Source organism: Brevibacillus sp. FW306-2-1A-C05A, assembly GCF_058781555.1.
In genome coordinates this window covers 425,378-445,292 of sequence record NZ_JBYSWV010000001.1, presented here as the reverse complement: position 1 = coordinate 445,292, position 19,915 = coordinate 425,378, and the positions used below count along the sequence as shown (strand labels likewise).

General features: G+C 55.5%; 16 protein-coding genes. 15 read left to right on the top strand and 1 reads right to left on the bottom strand.

Annotation, left to right across the window (positions count from 1 at the left end; translation table 11 throughout):
* Positions 1-47 precede the first annotated feature (47 nt).
* Positions 48-1,325 carry an APC family permease gene (locus AC3WJN_RS02280; protein ID WP_007784189.1) on the bottom strand — a complete coding sequence of 426 codons (1,278 nt, stop codon included), beginning with the start codon at positions 1,323-1,325 and terminating at the stop codon, positions 48-50.
* 126 nt (positions 1,326-1,451) lie between these two features.
* Here AC3WJN_RS02280 and AC3WJN_RS02275 point away from each other — a divergent pair, with 126 nt between their 5' ends.
* From AC3WJN_RS02275 to AC3WJN_RS02205, 15 genes are all read left to right on the top strand, one after another.
* A complete protein-coding gene (locus AC3WJN_RS02275) occupies positions 1,452-2,390 on the top strand; it encodes a LysR family transcriptional regulator (protein ID WP_007784190.1) in 939 nt (312 codons plus the stop codon).
* Between the two features lie 166 nt (positions 2,391-2,556).
* Entirely contained in the window at positions 2,557-3,816 is a 1,260-nt protein-coding gene (locus AC3WJN_RS02270) for an adenosylhomocysteinase (protein ID WP_007784192.1), read from the top strand.
* Positions 3,817-3,967: 151 nt separating this feature from the next.
* The gene (gene mraZ, locus AC3WJN_RS02265) at positions 3,968-4,399 is read left to right on the top strand and encodes a division/cell wall cluster transcriptional repressor MraZ (RefSeq protein WP_025845067.1); all 432 of its coding nucleotides are present in this window, start codon (positions 3,968-3,970) and stop codon (positions 4,397-4,399) included.
* A 17-nt stretch (positions 4,400-4,416) separates the two neighbouring features.
* Positions 4,417-5,361 carry a 16S rRNA (cytosine(1402)-N(4))-methyltransferase RsmH gene (rsmH, locus tag AC3WJN_RS02260; protein WP_026557387.1) on the top strand — a complete coding sequence of 315 codons (945 nt, stop codon included), beginning with the start codon at positions 4,417-4,419 and terminating at the stop codon, positions 5,359-5,361.
* Between the two features lie 37 nt (positions 5,362-5,398).
* Positions 5,399-5,812 carry a cell division protein FtsL gene (gene ftsL, locus AC3WJN_RS02255; RefSeq protein WP_005832993.1) on the top strand — a complete coding sequence of 138 codons (414 nt, stop codon included), beginning with the start codon at positions 5,399-5,401 and terminating at the stop codon, positions 5,810-5,812.
* 103 nt (positions 5,813-5,915) lie between these two features.
* Positions 5,916-8,369, top strand: coding sequence for a penicillin-binding protein (locus AC3WJN_RS02250; protein WP_005832991.1), 2,454 nt, complete (start codon positions 5,916-5,918; stop codon positions 8,367-8,369).
* A 66-nt stretch (positions 8,370-8,435) separates the two neighbouring features.
* Positions 8,436-10,364: a stage V sporulation protein D gene (locus tag AC3WJN_RS02245; RefSeq protein WP_007784200.1), complete on the top strand. Its 1,929-nt coding sequence runs from the start codon at positions 8,436-8,438 to the stop codon at positions 10,362-10,364.
* Positions 10,365-10,509: 145 nt separating this feature from the next.
* Positions 10,510-11,988 carry a UDP-N-acetylmuramoyl-L-alanyl-D-glutamate--2,6-diaminopimelate ligase gene (locus tag AC3WJN_RS02240; RefSeq protein WP_026557385.1) on the top strand — a complete coding sequence of 493 codons (1,479 nt, stop codon included), beginning with the start codon at positions 10,510-10,512 and terminating at the stop codon, positions 11,986-11,988.
* A 44-nt stretch (positions 11,989-12,032) separates the two neighbouring features.
* Positions 12,033-13,004, top strand: a complete 972-nt coding sequence (mraY, locus tag AC3WJN_RS02235) for a phospho-N-acetylmuramoyl-pentapeptide-transferase (RefSeq protein WP_005832983.1) — start codon at positions 12,033-12,035, stop codon at positions 13,002-13,004.
* A complete protein-coding gene (gene murD, locus AC3WJN_RS02230) occupies positions 13,001-14,365 on the top strand; it encodes a UDP-N-acetylmuramoyl-L-alanine--D-glutamate ligase (RefSeq protein ID WP_007784206.1) in 1,365 nt (454 codons plus the stop codon). The genes mraY and murD overlap by 4 nt, the downstream gene beginning before the upstream one ends.
* 66 nt (positions 14,366-14,431) lie before the next feature.
* Positions 14,432-15,529 carry a stage V sporulation protein E gene (spoVE, locus tag AC3WJN_RS02225; RefSeq protein ID WP_025845057.1) on the top strand — a complete coding sequence of 366 codons (1,098 nt, stop codon included), beginning with the start codon at positions 14,432-14,434 and terminating at the stop codon, positions 15,527-15,529.
* Positions 15,530-15,583: 54 nt separating this feature from the next.
* Positions 15,584-16,687 (top strand): undecaprenyldiphospho-muramoylpentapeptide beta-N-acetylglucosaminyltransferase, encoded by a 1,104-nt coding sequence (gene murG / locus AC3WJN_RS02220; RefSeq protein ID WP_221842646.1) that lies wholly within the window; start codon positions 15,584-15,586, stop codon positions 16,685-16,687.
* Between the two features lie 105 nt (positions 16,688-16,792).
* Positions 16,793-17,698, top strand: coding sequence for a UDP-N-acetylmuramate dehydrogenase (gene murB, locus AC3WJN_RS02215; protein ID WP_005832977.1), 906 nt, complete (start codon positions 16,793-16,795; stop codon positions 17,696-17,698).
* Between the two features lie 15 nt (positions 17,699-17,713).
* A complete protein-coding gene (murA, locus tag AC3WJN_RS02210) occupies positions 17,714-18,970 on the top strand; it encodes a UDP-N-acetylglucosamine 1-carboxyvinyltransferase (RefSeq protein WP_005832975.1) in 1,257 nt (418 codons plus the stop codon).
* Positions 18,971-19,114: 144 nt separating this feature from the next.
* Positions 19,115-19,912 carry a cell division protein FtsQ/DivIB gene (locus AC3WJN_RS02205; RefSeq protein WP_005832973.1) on the top strand — a complete coding sequence of 266 codons (798 nt, stop codon included), beginning with the start codon at positions 19,115-19,117 and terminating at the stop codon, positions 19,910-19,912.
* Positions 19,913-19,915: the final 3 nt, after the last annotated feature.

Sequence of the window (19,915 nt, the reverse complement as noted above, 5' to 3'; positions counted from 1 at the left end):
AAAAGACAGGTGCGTTTCCCGGGAAGAAGAAACGACCTGTCTTGATGCTACGCGGTCATGCGTTTTTCCATGCGCTTTTGCCAGAGTAGCAGCAAGGCGGCGATCACGAGCGGATAGAGCGCGGACCAGCCCAGAAATGGATAAAGCGCGACAGTGAAGACGAGCGACGTCCAGGAAGCCAGCCGTCCGAGACGATGGTTGCGCAGCAGCCGGATTCCGGCGAGACACCCGCCGATGTAGGTGGCAAAAAACGTGGCGGTGGGCAGCTCGATCAGCCGGGCCAGGTCAATCACTCCTGCATACAGGACCGTCAGCACCACGCCAAAGCAGAGCGAGAGGAACAACAGCCCGCCGATCGGCGTCCGGTATTTCGCGTGCAGCAGCCCAAACCAGCGGGGCGCGATCTTTTCCTGCGCCAGCGCATAGGCGATCCGCGCCGCCGCGCCGATGTAGGCGTTGGTGGTGGCGATGCAAATAAACAAGGCAGTCACAGCCACGATCCAGCCGCCGACAGGCCCGAGTGACAGTTGAACCATGACGGACAGCGCTGCCGCCGAGATGCCTGCGCCATAGCTGTGAGTGGCGACCGTCATGAACGCGACGGCAAAGTACAGGAGGGCGACGATGCCCGCGCTCCACAATACGCCGCGGATGGCATTTTTCGCCGGATCGACGAACTCCTCGGACAAGTGCGTGACCGCCTCCCAGCCGATAAAGCACCAAAATAACAGCCCTGCCGCTTGCACGACGCTAAGCCAGCCGTTGGGGGCAAACGGAGTGAAGTGAGCGGCGGAAGCGTGCGGCAGCGCAGCGACGACGGCCACGATCAAAATCGAGATAATGAGCGCGACGACGATCGTTTGCACGCGAGCGGCAACGTGCATCCCTAACACGTTCATGATGAGCACCGCGGTCAAAATGAGCGCAGCCGCCGCGTAAATTTGCGTGTCGCCCCAGCCGAGCAGCACCGCGAGATAGTTGGCTCCGGTCACGCTGAGGATCGGGGCGCCGATGGGCACAGATAATAGAAAAAACCAGCCGACGATGTTGCCGAAGCGGTCGCCGTAGGCCGTGCGGACAAAGGTGGAGACGCCGCCGGAACTTGGGTAGCGGGCGGACAGCAGTCCCATCGTGAGTGCCATCGGCAAGACGAGAATCGACATGACCAGCCAGGCGAGGATCGAGGCGGGGCCTGCCTTTTCTGCCGCCAGCCCCGGGATGAGCAGCACGCCGGACCCGATGACGGCCCCGATGTACAAGGCGACGATTTGCGGCAGCCGCAGCGTTTTGGCGAGGCCCGCTGTTTGCACAGTTGCTTTTTCCATGAATGTTCCCTCTCTTTATCGTTCGGTTGTTTGTAGAGGTAGTGTAGCATAGACATAATCATCGGAGTTATCTATAATATTAGATAATCAAAATCGGTTTTTTCGATGAAAAGGAGGGAGAGGAATTTGGATACGCGCTACTTGCTGACCTTTCGCGAGGTAGCCAAATGCCAGAGCTTTACCCGCGCGGCAGAGGTGCTGGGCTATGCGCAATCCAGCGTGACGACGCAGATTCAAAACCTGGAGGCGGATTTTGGCGTCACGCTGTTTGAGCGGTGGGGGCGAAAAATCAGACTGACCCACGCCGGAGAAGCCCTTCTCGCCTACAGCGAGCAACTGCTGGCGGTGCTGGACGAAGCGAGGGCCAACCTGTCCGAGCAGGCGCAGTTGGCTGGCACCTTGCGCATTGGCACGGTGGAATCGCTCGCCGCTTTTTTCCTCCCGCCTTTTTTGCAAGCATTTCGCACGGAGCACCCGCGCGTGCGCATTTTGTTGAAGCCGGGAATTTGTCACGAACTGCGTCAGGGCGTCAAGGAGGGGCACTACGACTTCGCCTTCGTGCTCGACTGGCTACAGGATCATCCCGATTTGGTGAACACCAATCTCGGCGAAGAAAAGCTGGTGGTCATCGCCGCGCCCAACCATCCGCTGGCCCGGGTGGAAAAGCTCGAAGCGCGCGATTTCGCCGGAGCAAACTGGATTTTTACCGAAGCCGGATGCAGCTACCGCTCGATCATGGAGTCTGTCCTGCGCGACGCCGGAGCGACGATCGAATCGTCGTCCGAGTTCGGCAGTCTGGAAGCGATCAAGCAATGCGTCGCATATGATTTAGGGATTGCGCTCGTTCCTTACATCGCCGTCGCCGAAGAAGCGAAAAACGGTACGCTCACCATCCTGCCTTTTTCCCATCCGGAAGTCCGCGTCTACCGCCAACTGGTCTATCATAAGAAAAAATGGATGCCACAGGCGCTGCTGCGGTTTTTGGAGCTGCTGACGACAAATGCAGGACAGCAGCAGGGCGCAGCAAAAAACGCCATTTCGGCAGCGAAGGCGGATGCGATCTGACAGCAGCGGCGAGGCTCGCTTTCAGCAGCGCAGCCGTTCGCGGGGCGACACCTGCAGCCGTGTGCCGAAAAATTGGCGGGAACAGGAAAAAGAGATGATGGTTGTACTTGCGTATGATATGATAGACAGGGTTGTGTTTATGAGATAAAAGGAGGTCTACCCATACATGAACACCGTTTCTGAAAGCATTGTAAAAGACATGTCGCTTGCACACAGCGGCCATTTGAAAATTGACTGGGTAAAAGAGCACATGCCCGTTCTCAACCGCATCCGCGAGCGTTTTGAAAAAGAGCAGCCATTTGCAGGACTGAAAGTGGCGATCTCCTTGCACCTGGAAGCAAAAACCGCGTACCTGGCAAAAGTCGTGCAAGCCGGTGGCGCTGAAGTAACGATTACAGGCTCCAACCCGCTCTCCACTCAGGACGACATTTGCGCGGCGCTGGTGGAAGACGGCATCCGCGTTTTTGCGAAGTACAATCCAGATCCAGCCGAGTACAAGGAGCACCTGATTAAAACGCTGGAGACGCGCCCTGACCTGATTATCGACGACGGTGGCGACCTGGTGACCATCCTGCACAGCGAGCGCCGCGATCTCTTGTCGCAAGTGCGCGGTGGCGCAGAGGAAACGACAACAGGGATTCTGCGCTTGAAAGCATTGGAAAAAGAAGGCAAGCTGGAGTTCCCGATGGTAGCGGTGAACGACGCTTTCTGCAAATATTTGTTTGACAACCGTTACGGTACAGGCCAATCCGTATGGGATGGCATCAACCGCACAACCAACCTGGTCGTAGCAGGGAAAACCGTTGTCGTAGCCGGCTATGGCTGGTGCGGAAAAGGTGTGGCGATGCGCGCGAAAGGTCTTGGCGCGAAAGTCATCGTGACCGAAATCGACGCGATCAAAGCGGTAGAAGCGTACATGGACGGCTTCGAAGTAATGCCGATGAGCGAAGCGGCGAAGCACGGCGACTACTTCGTGACCGTGACCGGAAACCGCGACGTGATCCGCAAAGAGCATTTTGAAGTGATGAAAGACGGCGCGATCCTGTCCAACGCAGGCCACTTCGATGTCGAAGTAAACAAAGTGGAGCTTGGCGCCCTGTCGACATCCAAGCGAATCGTGCGCAAAGATATTGAAGAATTTGTCATGGCAGACGGTCGAAAACTGTACCTTCTTGCAGAAGGACGCCTCGTAAACCTGGCAGCAGGCGACGGCCACCCGGCAGAGATCATGGACATGACCTTTGCCCTGCAAGCTGTTTCGCTGGCGTATGTCAACGAACAGTACAAAAACATCGGCAAAAAAGTGCTGAACGTACCTTACGAGCTGGATGCAATGGTTGCCCAATACAAATTGGAAGCATTGAACATCGGCATCGACAAATTGACCGACGAGCAAAAAGCATATCTCGATAGCTGGGTCGAATAGTTCGCGAAAACCGTCCTTTCCCGGCAAAAAATTCAACGAAAAAATCCTGCTTACAAATGCAGGATTTTTTTTTATAATAGCAAGTAGGCGACAAAGTGGGGAAAAGTGGGGGAAAGTGGAGCCAAAGGACAGGAAAGTGGGGGACTAGGGCGTGTTCATGGGGGAATACCAGCACAGCATCGATGAAAAAGGCCGCCTGACGATCCCTGCCAAATTCCGTGAAGGACTGGGAGCTTCCTTTGTCATTACCCGCGGACTCGATCAATGCTTGTTCGCCTATCCGATGGAAGAGTGGAAGCAGCTTGAGGAAAAACTGAAGACTCTTCCCTTTACAAAAGCGGATGCACGCGCGTTTACACGGTTTTTCTTTTCCGGCGCAACCGAATGTGAGTGGGACAAGCAGGGAAGGGTAAACATACCGCCCAATCTGCGCGAGCATGCCGGTATGCAAAAGGAATGTGTCATCATTGGCGTATCCAACCGCGTAGAGGTGTGGAGCAAAGAACGTTGGGAAGATTATTTCGCCCAGTCGGAAGGCTCTTTTGGAGAAATTGCTGAGAAACTGGTTGATTTTAATTTGTAGCAGCGAGAAGAACAGGAGTGACGACATTGTCGTTTCATCACGTAACCGTACTGAGGGACGAAGCTGTAGACGGCCTGAACATCCGGCCCGGGGGCATTTATGTGGACTGCACGCTCGGTGGAGCGGGACATAGCAGCCTGATCGCGTCCCGTTTGACCGAGGGCGGCCGCCTGATTGCGATCGATCAGGATGACTGGGCGCACGACAACGCCCGGGAAAGACTGGCTCCCTATATGGACAAGGTAACACTGGTCAAAAGCAATTTTCGCCATCTGAAAGAGATTGTCAAAGATTTGGGGCTTACAGGTGTAGATGGAGTTTTGTTTGATCTGGGGGTGTCTTCCCCGCAGCTCGACGAAGGCGAACGCGGTTTCAGCTACAATGCGGACGCGCCGCTCGACATGAGAATGGATCAGCAAGCGCCGCTTTCGGCCTACGACATCGTCAACGAGTGGGACGAAGAGGAGATTGCCAAGATCATCTGGCTGTACGGAGAAGAGAAATTTTCCCGGCGGATTGCCCGGCAAATTGTACAGCAGCGCAAAAAGCAGCCGATTCGTACAACAGGCGAGCTGGTCGAGCTGATTAAGGAAGGAATCCCGGCAGCAGCGCGGCGCACAGGAGGACATCCTGCGAAGCGGACGTTTCAGGCGATCCGCATTGCCGTCAACGATGAACTGGATGCATTCAAAGAAGCTGTCGCCGATGCCATTGATATTTTGAATCCGGGTGGCCGCGTGAGCGTCATCACGTTCCATTCGCTGGAAGACCGGATTTGCAAGCAGGTGTATCAAGATTATTCCAAGGGCTGCACATGCCCGCCGTCGTTTCCGATCTGCACGTGCGGGAACGAAGCGATTGTCAAAGTCATCACGCGCAAGCCGATTTTGCCGTCCGAAGAGGAGCTTGCGGCCAATCCACGCGCGCGTTCTGCGAAGCTGCGGGTAGCCGAGAAGGTGTAGAGGGAGACAGCAACGAGGAAAAAGGGGTGAGAAAGCGTTGAGCTACTACTACCAAGGGAATCTGGCAATGGAGCTGGAGAAGCAGTCGCGCTCCGTCACCAAGACAACAAAACGAACGATCCGAATCAAACCAACCATTCCGACAGGCGAAAAATTGCTCTATCTCTTGTTTATCTCGTTGACAGTGATCGGCCTGGGGATGGTCGGAGTCAGGTACTCGCAAATCTCCCAGATGAATTACGAAATCCAGAGCACGAAAAAAGAAAACCGTCTGGTAGCCGAGAAAAACGCCACTCTGAAGCTTCAGATCGAGCAGCTCAGCAATCGCGATCGCATCCAGAGAGAAGCAGAGCGACAAGGCATGGTGTACAACGCGAATGCCGTACATACGATTGGTCAGGGGAAAGTAAAGGCGAGTTCGCTTCAACAACAACAGCCAAACCAGCCTTAAAATCAATGTTACTGCGTCAATTGTGCGGTAACATTTTTTTCTTACGCTTGACTGTCCGTGCCGATTCAGGCAGGCGATCATTGACGTGATGGAGTGAGTGGAAATGGAAACGAAACGACTCGTGAATTGGCGCATCCTCATTTGTGCGTTATGCCTGATTTTGATCTTTTCAGGCTTGAGCATTCGGATCTACTGGATTCAAACGGTAGACGCAGCTCGAATCATGGGACAGGCACAGGAGCAATGGGACCGGAATCGGACCCTGCAGCCGACGCGCGGTGCCATCAAAGACCGAAACGGCGAAATTCTCGCCTTCCAAGGCAAGGCATACACCGTGAACGCCAGGCTGAAAGGGCGGGATGAAAAAGATCAGGACGTCGTCAAGGACCCTTACTACACAGCAAACAGTCTGGCCCCCATTCTCAACGCTCCGGTGCCTGAATTGGTGAAGATGCTGACCAAGCCGAACAAGGTGGTGGAGCTGGGCCGCTACGGAAGGAAAATCAGCGAAGAGCAGAAAAAGCGGATTTTGGAGTTGCAATATCCGAAGCTGCCAAGCGGTAAGCAGGTGGAAGAAAATCAGCTTCCGGGGATTTTTCTGAATGAGACGACGAGACGCGTCTACCCGAACAACAGCTTTGCCTCGCACGTGATCGGGTATCTCGATCTGTACGATGAGCCGAAGATGGGGATCGAACTGCAGCTCAACAAGGAGCTGGCCGGAGAAGAAGGGCAGATGCAGTATAAAAGAGACGGAGCTGGCTACCAGCTACCGGATGGAGAAGGCGAATACATCCCGGCAAAAGACGGCTACGATGTCTATCTGACCATCGACAGGCAAATTCAGGATTACGTCGAACAAGCGCTGGATGTGGTGGATCGGCAGTACAAGCCAAAAGGGATGACGGTCATCGTATCCGATCCGCAGACGGGCGAAGTTTTGGCGATGGGCAATCGTTCGCAATTTAATCCCAATACGTACTATAACGGGATTTCGAACTATACGAACCACGCGATCACCTCCATGTTCGAGCCTGGCTCCACGTTCAAGATCATTACGCTGGCCGCCGCGATTGAGGAAGGCTTGTTCAACCCGAATGAGACGTATGACTCCGGGAAGTACACGATCAAGGGACAAGTTCCGATTCGCGACCATAACAACGGGGTGGGCTGGGGCAGAATTTCGTTTCTGGAAGGGGTGCAACGCTCCAGTAACGTGATGTTCGCGAAGCTCGGCTACGAGCGTCTGAAGCTGGAGAAGCTCAGGGCGTACTTCAAAAAGTTCGGGATGGGCTCCCTGACTGAAATCGAGTTGCCCTACGAAAAAGAAGGAACCCTGATTAACTTGGAAAAACCGCAGTCTCCTCGCGACTGGGCAGCGACGACCTTCGGACAAGGGGTGACGGTTACGGCGATCCAGCAAGTGATGGCGGTAGGGGCCATCGCCAACGGCGGCGAGCTGTTGAAGCCGCATATCGTCAAGGAAATGCGCGATCCGCATACAGGAGCGGTCGTGAAGCGCAGCGAGCGCGAAGTCGTGAGAAGGGTCGTCTCGGAGGCGACGGCGAAGAAGACCCGCGACATTTTGGAAACGGTCGTGACCGGCGAGCACGGAACAGGGAAGCTGTACGCCATCGACGGCTACCACGTCGCCGGGAAAACCGGTACCGCGCAAAAGTACGATCCGAACACAGGCAAGATCATGGACGGGCACTACATCGCTTCGTTTATCGGCTTTGCGCCGAAAGACAATCCGCGCCTGCTCGTCTACGTCGTAATTGACGATCCCGATACGAAAGAATGGTACGCGTACTGGGGCAAAATGATGATCGCGCCGACGTTCAAGTCGATCATGGAGCGCAGCCTGCAATACTTGCAGCAGCAGCCAGAGGTGCCTCGTGCAGCAGCCGACAGCGGGAAAGGCAAATCGACCGCTATGGCCGCACAGGAACAGGTGCAAGCGGCTCAGTCTGCTGCAAGCCAGACGCTGCCGAAGTTCGTGGGCATGTCCACGACAGCGGCGCAACTGCGAGCGAAGCAGGACAATTTGACCGTGACAGTACTCGGAACCGGGACCAAGATCGTGGAGCAGTACCCTGCCGCCTACGAACAGGTAGTGCCTGGGAAGCAAATCATTTTGGTATCGGACCGCTTGACGGGCGCGAAAATGCCTGACTTCAAAGGGAAGTCGCTCAGGGAAGTCATGGAATTTGCCTCGCTGCTCGACATTGATGTCCACGCTACGGGCACGGGCTTTGTCGTACAGCAGAGCATTGCGCCGGGCACAGCGTTAAACGGCAAGGAAAAGCTGCAGATCACGCTGCAGTCCGAATCGCAGCCGCCAGCGCCGTCTCCAGCTCAGGACGGAGCGGCGACATCCGGAACCGCTCCGCCGTCAGGAACGGCGCCTCCGGCCGGAACAGGTGCAGCGACCGATCCGGCTGAACAAATGGAACAGCCTGCTGGACAATCGACAGGCCAGCAGGGCGGGGCAGAGTCGAACCAGGGAGCCCCTCCTGCCGGCACAGATGCCAGCCAAACAAGCGCAACCCCATAGTTCTATCCCGTCCCCCCAAGGAATAAGGTAAGGAAGAGACAACCTATTTCCGAGGGGGGACTCGCTTTGCGGGTATCCAATGCTACTGTACGCCGTCGCATTTTCATATCGCTGGTCATCGGCATTGTCCTGTACACGGCGCTCATCACCCGGCTCGGGTATGTGCAATTGATCGAAGGACCGAAGCTTGCCCAGATGGCTGACCAACTGTTGAACCGGGAAATCGACTTCAAGCCGAATCGCGGCCGGATTTTGGATCGGAACGGCAACGAGTTGGTGTCAAACATGACGGTGCCAACGGTAGTCGCCGTCCCCGCGCAAATTAAGGACCCGAAGGAGACGGCCCGGCAGCTCGCGATCATTTTGGAGCAAAAAGAAGAAGACGTTTATCAGGCCATCACCAAAAAACAGATGAGCAACGACAAGATTCCAGGCGGAAAAAAGCTGCCGATCGAAAAAGCGCGGAAAATCCAGGAGTTGAACCTGCCGGGGATTTATTTGGCCGGAGACTCCAAACGCTTTTATCCGAACGGGAGCATGGCCGCGCACATTCTCGGCTTTACCGGAATTGACAATCAGGGCTTGACCGGACTGGAAAAAATTTACGACCCGTTTCTGAAAGGAACCGAGGGGCACATTTCTTTTCCGTCCGATGCCAAAGGGCGCGTCATGCCCGGAGGCTCCGAAGATTACGTCCCTCCGGTGAGCGGGATGGACATGTATTTGACGATCGACAGCGCCATCCAGTCGTTTATCGAGCGGGAGCTGGACCAGGCCGTCGTCGCTTATCAGCCGGACGATGTTCTCGCCATCGCGATGAACCCGAAGACCGGAGAAATTTTGGGGATGGGCAGCCGTCCGACCTTCCAGCCGGACGAGTATCAAAACTATCCGACAGAAGTGTACAACCGCAATTTGCCGATCTGGAAAACGTATGAGCCAGGTTCGACCTTCAAAATCGTCACGCTCGCTGCCGCTTTGAACGAAGGCGTCGTCTCTTTGGAGGAAAGCTTCTACGATCCCGGCTTCATTACCGTGGCAGGCAAGCGGCTGCGCTGCTGGAAGCGGCAAGGGCACGGACAGGAGACGATGCTGGAAGTCGTGGAAAACTCGTGCAACCCCGGCTTTGTAACGATGGGGCAGCGCCTGCAAAAAGAGCGGCTGTTTGAATACATCAAAAAATTTGGCTTCGGGCAAAAAACAGGCATCGACCTGATCGGGGAAGAGAACGGGCTGTTGTTCAATCTCAGTCGCGTCGGACCTGTCGAGCTTGGCACGACTTCGTTTGGCCAAGGGGTATCGGTCACGCCGATCCAGCAAATGGCCGCAGTCTCGGCTGCGATCAACGGCGGGAAGCTGATGAAGCCGTTTGTCGCCAAGGAATGGCGGGATAGCGTCACACACGATATTGTAGCGCGGACGCTTCCGACCGAGGTGCGCCAGGTGATTTCAGCGGAAACCTCTGCCAAGGTGCGGTATGCGCTGGAGAGCGTCGTGGCCCAAGGAACAGGAAACAAGGCCTATATTGAAGGCTACCGGGTCGGCGGAAAAACGGGAACCGCGCAAAAGGTCAGAAACGGCCGCTACGTGGACGGGGAGTACATCGTGTCGTTTATCGGCTTCGCCCCTGCGGACGATCCGCAAATCGTCGTCTACTTCGCGGTCGATAATCCGAAGGCGCTGGCTTTTGGCGGACTGATTGCCGCGCCGAGCGTCAAGAGCATTATCGAATCTTCCCTGCAGTATATGAATGTGCCCAAGCGCAAGGACGGCATCGCCAAGGAGATCAACAAGGCATTGGGCGAGCGCGAGCCGATCGAGGTTCCGAACATGGTCGGGCAGACGATGAAGGACGTCGTGCAGACGTATGAGACGCTTCCGCTGGTCGTTTCCGGAAAAGGGACCTACGTCATTCAGCAGTCGCCTGCGCCTGGCGTGAAAATTGACCAGGGCGGAAAAATTCGCATACATCTTGGTGACAAATTGACCAATTAGCTATAAAATGAGATTTCGAAGGCGGAGGGAAGTAGGCTTGTCTACAGTCGCTCTGCCTTTGTTCGTCACAGAAATGGATCGGTTTCCTTTCGTAAAAAAGGGCAAATTTCTGTCTATACTAGTTGGAGAATGGGGTGCCTGTTTCATGTTTCTACGGGATCTGCTCATGCCTTTGTTGCCAGTGAAGGTTTCGGGGGATGACAGTATGGAGATTACGGGTTTGACAGCAGACTCGCGCCAGGTGAAGCCCGGCTACTTGTTTGTGTGTCTGACAGGGTACACCGTGGACGGTCATGCGTTTGCGGCCCAGGCGGTGAAAAATGGCGCCGTCGCCGTGCTATCCGAACAAGATCTGGACGTGCCAGCGACTATTGTCAGGGTGCCGGACACCCGGCGGGCAATGGCTATGCTGGCTGATCGCATTTTCGGATCTCCCACAAGAGAGTTAAAGGTGATTGGGGTTACCGGAACAAACGGGAAGACGACCACCACTCATCTGATCGACAAGATCCTGCGCGACCAGCGCAAGCAAACAGGCTTGATCGGCACGATCCACATGCGGATCGGGGATGTCACGGAAGAAGTGAAAAACACGACGCCCGATGCCGTGGACCTGCAAAGAAGCTTCCGTCGCATGTGCGATGTCCATACAGACTACGCGATTATCGAGGTGTCCTCCCACGCGCTGGAGCAGGGACGCGTGCGCGGCTGCGACATACATACCGCAGTCTTCACCAATTTGACGCAGGACCATCTCGACTACCATAAAACGATGGAAAACTACCGCTATGCCAAGTCGCTGCTGTTTTCCCAGCTCGGGAACCACTACGACCCGAACCGCCTGAAGACAGCCGTGCTGAACGCAGACGACGAGGCGTCGAAGCTGTATGCGACGGTGACCCCTGCGCGCGTCCTTACGTACGGGATCGACCAGCCGGCGGACGTGCGCGCGAAGGACATCGAAATCACGAGCAAGGGAACGTCGTTTACAGCGGAAACCTTTGCAGGCACCATTCGCCTCAACCTGAAGCTGATGGGCAAATTCAATGTGTACAACGCATTGGCCGCTATCGCGGTTACACTGGCAGAAGGCGTGAGCCTCGAAGACATCAAGGCCAGCCTGGAGGCGGTCCTCGGTGTGAACGGGCGATTCGAGTCGGTCGATGCCGGACAGCCGTTCGCCGTTCTGGTCGACTACTCCCATACGCCGGACAGCCTGGAGAACGCCTTGGTGACGGTCAAAGAGTTTGCCAAAGGCAACGTATTTTGCATCGTCGGCTGCGGCGGAGATCGCGATCGCACGAAGCGCCCGATTATGGCGAAGATCGCAACGAAGTATGCGGATATGACCGTCTTAACATCAGATAACCCTCGCTCCGAGGAGCCGCAAGCGATTATCGACGACATGCTGGCTGGCGTGCGCGACGTGGACGCTTCCCGTTACACAGCGGTGACAGACCGCCGCGAAGCGATTCATCATGCCATCTCGCTGGCAAAGGCTGACGACGTCATTTTGATCGCCGGAAAAGGTCATGAGACGTACCAGATTATTAAAGATCAAGTACTGCCCTTCGACGACCGTGAAGTAGCACGGGAAGCGATTGCCCGGTACAACCAAGAATAGAGACAGATGCGACACATTGGCATCGAAAGAAAGGAGGCTCGGGCATGTTCGCTGACAACGTCCTAATCGTCACGATCGTCGCCGCGTTTCTCATTGCCGTACTGATTGGCCCACTGTTTATTCCCTTCCTTCGCCGCCTGAAATTCGGGCAGGCCATTCGCGAGGAAGGACCGCAATCGCACTACAAGAAGGCTGGGACTCCTACCATGGGGGGTACCATCATTCTTTTGGCACTTATCTTTACCGTGTTGAAGTTTGCCAATGCCAACATGGAAATTTACTTCCTGTTACTGGTGACACTCGGCTACGGTCTGATCGGGTTTTTGGACGACTTTATCAAAATCAGAAAAAAACGCAACCTCGGTTTGACCGCCAAAGAGAAGTTTGCCGGTCAGATTTTGCTGGCAATCGGCGCGTATGTTTTGCTGCTCATGATGGGGCACGACACGTCGCTGCATCTGCCCGGAACGCCGTGGAAGCTGGAGCTCGGCTATTTCTACTTCCCGTTCCTGCTGTTTTTGCTCGTCGGCACGACCAACGCCGTGAACATTACAGACGGCCTGGACGGACTTTTGGCAGGGACAGGAGCCATCGCCTTTGGCGCGTACGCGATCATTGCCTGGTTCGGGCAGGACTACGACACGGCGATTTTCAGCGCCGCCGTCGTCGGGGCCGTTCTTGGCTTCCTCGTCTTCAACGCGCATCCGGCCCGCGTGTTCATGGGAGACACAGGCTCGCTCGGTTTGGGGGGAGCGCTTGCGGGAATTGCGATCATGACGAAAACCGAGTTGCTTTTGGCGATTATCGGCGGCGTGTTCGTCGTGGAGACACTGTCCGTCATTTTGCAGGTCGTTTCTTTCAAAACGCGCGGCAAACGGATTTTCCGCATGAGTCCGCTCCATCATCATTTTGAATTGACAGGCTGGTCCGAGTGGCGCGTCGTCGTCACCTTCTGGCTGGTCGGGATGTTTTTTGCCGGATTGGGCGTATATCTTGAGGTGGTGACAATCAGATGATTCGTTATCAAAACCAGCACGTAGTCGTTTTAGGAATGGCGAAAAGCGGTGTAGCAGTGGCAAAACTGCTGCACCGCTTTGGCGCTCATGTCGTGGTCAACGATAAAAAGCTGCGCGAAGAAGCAGGTGGCATCGAGGAACTGGAGGCGCTCGGGATCACCGTCATTTGCGGCCACCATCCGGATGATTTGATTCATCCGGGCGTGGCGCTCGTCGTTAAAAATCCGGGGATTCCGTACGAAGCGCCGCCTGTGCAGCAGGCGCTCGCACTGGAAATTCCTGTCGTGACGGAGGTGGAGCTAGCCTCCCAGATTGCCAAGGCACCGATCATCGGCATTACAGGCTCCAACGGAAAGACAACCACGACGACGCTCGTCGGACAAATCCTCAAGGAAGCGGGCCTGGATGTGCTCGTTGGCGGCAACATCGGCACGGTTTTGTGCGGCCTCGCCGAAGAAGCGGGCCCGGACCAGTGGCTCGTGGCCGAACTGAGCAGCTTCCAGCTCATGGGGACGAGGGAGTTTCGTCCGCACATCGGTGTTTTGCTCAATCTGTATCCTGCTCATCTCGACTACCACCATACGATGGAGGCGTATCTGGACGCGAAGCTGAAAATGTTCGCCAACCAAACAGCAGATGATATCGCGATCCTGCCGTTTGACCAGCCGGAGATTCTCGCCAAATGCGGCGAGCTGCCTGCCCGTGTCTACTACTTCAGCAAGACGCAGCAAGTTCCGAGAGGCGCTTTTGTCCAGGATGGCGTGATCCGGTTTACAGATGGACAGGGCCAGTCGGAGGACATCATCGCGGTAGCGGATATGACTGTTCCGCATTTGGACAACGCCCTGGCTGCGATTCTCGTCGCCAAGCTGGCTGGTGCCAATACAAGCGCCATCGTGCAGGTGCTGTCTACTTTTCCTGGCGTGGAGCATCGCATGGAATACGTCGATTCCATTGCCGGGGTCAAATATTACAACGACTCCAAAGCGACCAATCCGGAAGCGGCTTCCCGCGCGCTGCAGGCGTGCCAGGAGCCTGTTGTCTGGATTTGCGGCGGCCTTGACCGGGGCGTCGATTTTCGGGAGCTTTTGCCTGTCATGAAAGGACGGGTCAAAGCGGTCGTCGCGCTCGGGCAGACAGCGCCGATTTTGCTTGCGCGTGCGGAAGAAGCAGGGATTAACGAGCGAATCCATGTCGATACTGTGGAAAAAGCCGTTCTTGCTGCTTCCCGGTTGGCGCAATCAGGAGACGTAGTACTGCTCAGCCCGGCGTGTGCGAGCTGGGATATGTTCCCTTCGTTTGAGGTCAGGGGGAGCATGTTTAAGGACGGCGTGCATAGACTTAAAACAAGCCTAGCATAACGTCCCACGAAAGCCTCATGAATACAGCGCAATACGGGACGGCATGAGAAAGGATGACCTGGCACTATGAGCAAGGTACGCTCTGCCCCCGACTTCGTAATTATTTTTGCAACACTTTTTTTATTGGGAATTGGCATCGTGATGGTGTACAGCGCCAGTGCGATCGTCGCCCAGAAGCCGCCTTTTTCCGACCCGTACTTCTTTGCCAAGCGGCAGCTCATTTTTGCTTTGCTCGGCATTACCTCCATGTACATTACGATGAACATTGACTACTGGGTGTGGAAACAATGGGCCAAGCCGGGCTTTTACATGAGTATCGGCTTGTTGATACTGGTTCTCGTGATCGGGATCGAAGTGAACGGCTCCAAAAGCTGGCTTGGCTTCGGGGCTTTCGGGATTCAGCCTGGCGAATTTGCCAAGCTCGGCGTCGTCGCGTTTTTGGCGCGCTGGCTGTCGGACAACCAAAAACAGATCGTCCTGTTCCGAAAAGGGCTGATGCCTGCCCTGGCGATCCCGATGGTCTGCTTCGGGCTCATCATGCTCCAGCCGGACCTGGGAACCGGCACCGTCCTGATGGGAACGGCGGTTGTGATGATTTTTGCCTCGGGAGCGCGAATCAGCCACTTCGTCGGTCTGGGGATGATTGGCGTCGTCGGCTTTATCGGGCTGGTGTTGTCGGCCCCTTACCGCATCAAGCGGATTACGTCTTTTCTCGATCCATGGTCTGATCCGCTCAATACCGGGTACCAAATCATCCAGTCGCTGTATGCGATTGGCCCAGGCGGCTTGCTCGGCCTCGGTTTGGGACAAAGCAGGCAGAAGCATCTGTACTTGCCGGAGCCGTACAACGACTTCATTTTTTCCATCGTAGCGGAGGAGTTGGGGTTCATCGGCGGCACGCTCATCCTGCTTTTGTTCCTGCTGCTGTTGTGGAGAGGGATGCGCACCGCGATTACGGCGCCAGACCTGTTCGGAAGCCTCCTTGCGCTCGGGATCATCGGCATGATCGCTATTCAGGTCGTCATCAACATCGGCGTCGTCACGGGCATGTTCCCGGTTACCGGGATTACGCTGCCGTTTCTAAGCTACGGAGGATCATCCCTGACCTTGATGCTTACAGGGGTCGGCGTTCTCTTGAACATTTCCCGCTTTTCCCGATCATGAATTTTCAGCAGGAAGCCAGTTTTTTTCCCTGCATAAAAATAAGGGTGTGATTGTATGCGCGTCGTCCTAACAGGCGGTGGCACAGGTGGACATATTTATCCGGCGCTTGCGGTGGCGAGAGAAGTTTCTCGCCAAACACCGCAGGCTGCCTTTTTGTATATCGGCAGTAAAAAAGGGCTGGAGGCGCAGCTTGTACCGCGCACGGAAATTCCGTTCCAGTCTGTCGAGATCAGCGGCTTGAAGCGAAAGCTGTCGCTGGACAACATCAAGACTTTGTGGAAATTCGTTCGCGCGGTGTCCGAGGCGAAAAAAATGCTGCGCGACTTCCGGCCGGATGTCGTCGTCGGCACTGGCGGATACGTGTGCGGCCCGGTCGTGTACGCGGCGTCCCGTCTGGGCATTCCGACGCTGATTCACGAGCAAAACGTCGTCCCGGGCTTGACCAACAAGTTTTTGTCGCAGTCGGCTACGCGGGTGGCGGTGTCGTTTGCGGAGTCGCTCGCCTATTTTCCCAAGGGCAAAACAGTCTTTACCGGCAACCCGCGCGCGACAGAAGTGATGCACGGCAACGCGCAGGCGGGAAGAAGCTTTCTCGGGGTAGACTTTGGCAAGCGAATCGTCCTGATCTTTGGCGGCAGTCGCGGCGCACGAGCGATCAATGAAGCGGTGCTAGCTGTCGTCACACAACTGGGCCAATATGCCGATACTCATTTTGTATATGTAACGGGTGACGTTCATTTCGAGAACATCTCCAAACAACTTGCCGCAAAAGGGAAGCTTCCCGAAAACCTTTCCGTGCTTCCTTTCCTCCATAACATGCCGGACGTTTTGGCGGCGACGCATATTTTGGTTGGACGTGCCGGCGCGTCCACGCTGGCCGAAGTGACGGCGCTCGGCGTGCCGTCGATCCTCATCCCTTCTCCGTACGTGACCAACAACCATCAGGAGAAAAATGCGCGCGGCCTGGAACGGGCAGGGGCAGCGCGGGTCATTGTCGAAAAGGAACTGACCGGCGAGCGCCTGCTGGGCGAGGTAGAGAGCCTTTTGCAAAGCCGTGAGCGGTGGGCGCAGATGAAGGAAAGCGCCCTGTCGCTCGGAATGCCGCAGGCAGCGACCGAGATCGTTCGCACGCTGCAGGAAGTCTCCGGAAAAAAATGATCGGATGGGCGATTGTCACGCCGCTCTGGGCGATGGCATAGTATGGAGCAAACACGTGAGAAGACTTAAAGGTCCGACCTAGCAAACGTATCAGGAGGTTCACAAATGAAAAAAATCGCAGATGAGCTGAAGCAAGCAGGAATCGAAAAAGTGTGGACCAATGAACCTCTCGCCAATCATACGACTTGGCGGATCGGGGGTCCTGCTGATTTGTTGATCCAGCCCAAGGACAAAGAATCCTTGCTAAAAGCCTTGCAAATCATCCATCGTCATGAAATTCCTTGGAGTGTTATCGGGCGCGGCTCCAACCTTCTGGTGAGGGACGGAGGGATTCGCGGAGCCGTGCTCAAAGTGGCTGAGGGCTTGAGCCACTGCGAGTTCAGGGATGAAGAGGTGTGTGTGGGTGCCGGATATTCCATGATCCGCCTGGCGGTGGAGACAGGCAAGATGGGATTGACAGGGATGGAATTCGCAGGAGGGATTCCTGGTACGGTAGGCGGAGCCGTCTATATGAATGCAGGGGCACACGGATCTGATCTTTCACGTATTCTTATTGAAGCCGAAATCCTTTTTGCAAACGGCGAATGTAAGGTGTTGAGTAACGAGGAACTGAGCTTTAGCTATCGGACTTCACTCTTGCAGAGAGAAAAAGGGATCGTGCTGGAGGCCCGTTTCAAGCTGCGCCCTGGTGATCGCAAGCAAATTTCCGCTACGCTTTCTGCCAACAAGGAGCGGCGACGCCAGACACAGCCGTTGCAGATGCCGTGCGCCGGCAGTGTGTTCCGCAATCCGCCGAACGACCACGCAGGACGTCTGATCGAGGCAGCAGGGCTGAAAGGCTATCGAATCGGCGGAGCTCAGGTTTCGGAAAAACACTCCAATTTCATCGTGAATTGCGGAGGAGCCACGGCTACCGACGTCCTCACCTTAATCGAGCATGTACGGAGCACAATTCTTGCGACATACGGAATTGATCTGCATCCGGAAGTTCTGGTGGTGGGCGAGGGGTAACACGGAGGTGAAAGTTTGGAGACTTTTGCGATCGAAGGCGGAAGACCTCTGTCCGGTTCGCTTCGGATCCAAGGAGCTAAGAACGCTGCTCTTCCTATCCTTGCCGCTGCTGTGCTTGCGGAAGGGCAATTCTATATCTACGATGTCCCCCACTTGAAAGATATCAAGGTCATGTTGGAAATATTGACGGCGCTGGGGGCCAACACGAAGCATGTGGACGGTTGCGTCGATCTGGATACAACGTCTGTCTCCGTCCCGCATGTACCAGATGATTTAATGAGCCAGATGCGATCTTCTATTTTTCTCGCCGGGCCGCTTCTGGCCAGGTTGGGTGAAGTCACCATATCGCATCCCGGCGGCTGCGACATTGGTGAACGCCGAATTGACCTGCATTTGTCCGGTCTTACGGCACTCGGGGCTAAAATAGAAGAATCCGAAGGCTACATTACATTTCGGGCAAAGCAATTGCGCGGGACCAATATCTTTCTTTCCTTCCCCAGCGTGGGTGCGACGGAAAATATCATGATGGCGGCGGTCTTGGCAAAAGGGACGACACGCATCTGCAATGCGGCCCGAGAGCCGGAGATTATCGACCTGCAAAACTTTCTGAACGCCATGGGCGCGCGGATCAGGGGCGCAGGCACCGATACGATCGAGATCAGCGGCGTGCCGCGGCTTCGTTCCGTCAGCTACCGGATCATTCCCGACAGAATTGTCACGGGTACGTACGTGCTGGCGGTCGGAATTGCCCAGGGCCATGTCGAACTGACGAACACGCTGCCTGAGCAGCTCACAGCATTGATTGAGGTTGCCCGTAGCTGCGGTGTTGAAATCAAAACCCGCCATGATATAATGGAAATCAAAAGCAACTCCCGTCCGCGTGCCTACGACCGGATCATCACCTCGCCGTACCCAGGGTTTCCGACAGACCTGCAGGCGCAGTTGATGGTGTTTCTGTCACAGGCGAGGGGAACCAGCGTCATCAAGGAAACGATTTTCGAAGGAAGATTCAAACATGTGAATGAATTGGCGCGAATGGGCGCCTCTATATACGTAGATCTCGGCTCTGCCATCATTCGCGGCGTAGGGAAGCTGACCGCCACGAGTGTGGAAGCGACGGATCTGCGAGCAGGAGCTGCTTTGGTCTTGGCAGGGCTTGCTGCAGAAGGCATTACCACGGTGAACCAGATCCATCATATCGATCGCGGGTACGATCGGCTGGAAGAGCAATTGCGCAGGCTGGGAGCCGATATTACGAGGGTGTCGATATGATCGAGGGAAGACAAGCGGCATAGTGCTATGCCGCTTTCCCTGTTTTGTAAAGTGGCAATTATTTGGAAAAAAACCTTTTATTTTCTTTTGTTTTGAGTAATCTTGCGGGCGATGAGCCTAGAATGCATGAGGAAGGATTCGGCCATGGCGGTATTTGAAGAACGCATTCCGCAAGTCAAGCAGCAACGCCCCAGAAGAAAAGGAAACCGCAAGCTAGTTTTTCTCTTGGTGCTGTTTTTTCTTACCGTACTTATCATCGTTTTTATTCGATCACCATACAGCAAAGTGCAGGAAATTCAAGTGATCGGCAATGACATTTACCCAGCGGAGCAAATTGTCCAGCAGTCTGGCCTCGCGCGCGACATGCAATTTCTCAACGTATGGGAGAGCAGCGTGCAGAGCAACCTGCAGCCGCTGGAAGGCATCAAAAGCGTAACGGTCAGCCGCTCGTTCCCGGGAGTCATCCGCCTGCACGTGACAGAGCTGAAGCGGGTCGCTTTCTGGAACGGCCAGGACGGCAGCCGCTATCCGCTGCTCGAAAACGGGAAAGTATTGAAGCAGGTGAATTTTGCCGATCGCGTGGTGGACAGGCCGTTAATCAGCTCCTGGACAGCGCCTGAGCTCCTCCCGAACCTCGCCAAAGCGTTATCCAGACTGACGCCGAACGTGCTCGCAGAGATTTCGGACATAACTCTGACGCCAACGGTGTACGATAAGCAGCGGGTGACCTTGTACATGCGCGACGGAAACGAAGTGCGCAGTGTGGTCTACAAGCTCGACAAAATGTTGAACTGGTATCCGGCAATCGTGGCTGAGCTGCCCGCAGGTACCAAAGGGGTGCTCTCCATGTTTGAGCAGCCGTGGTTTGTTCCATACGGCGCGGCGGGAAGCGATGGCGTGCCGCTTACGGACAACCAGCAGCAAACAGAAAAGCCGCAGTAAAGG

Coding starts and splice junctions, on each gene's coding strand:
- AC3WJN_RS02280 (WP_007784189.1), bottom strand. CDS start 1,325: ATGGAAAAAGCAACTGTGCAAACAGCGGGCCTCGCCAAAACGCTGCGG.
- AC3WJN_RS02270 (WP_007784192.1), top strand. CDS start 2,557: ATGAACACCGTTTCTGAAAGCATTGTAAAAGACATGTCGCTTGCACAC.
- AC3WJN_RS02250 (WP_005832991.1), top strand. CDS start 5,916: ATGGAAACGAAACGACTCGTGAATTGGCGCATCCTCATTTGTGCGTTA.
- AC3WJN_RS02240 (WP_026557385.1), top strand. CDS start 10,510: ATGTTTCTACGGGATCTGCTCATGCCTTTGTTGCCAGTGAAGGTTTCG.
- mraY (WP_005832983.1), top strand. CDS start 12,033: ATGTTCGCTGACAACGTCCTAATCGTCACGATCGTCGCCGCGTTTCTC.
- murD (WP_007784206.1), top strand. CDS start 13,001: ATGATTCGTTATCAAAACCAGCACGTAGTCGTTTTAGGAATGGCGAAA.
- spoVE (WP_025845057.1), top strand. CDS start 14,432: ATGAGCAAGGTACGCTCTGCCCCCGACTTCGTAATTATTTTTGCAACA.
- murG (WP_221842646.1), top strand. CDS start 15,584: ATGCGCGTCGTCCTAACAGGCGGTGGCACAGGTGGACATATTTATCCG.
- murB (WP_005832977.1), top strand. CDS start 16,793: ATGAAAAAAATCGCAGATGAGCTGAAGCAAGCAGGAATCGAAAAAGTG.
- AC3WJN_RS02205 (WP_005832973.1), top strand. CDS start 19,115: ATGGCGGTATTTGAAGAACGCATTCCGCAAGTCAAGCAGCAACGCCCC.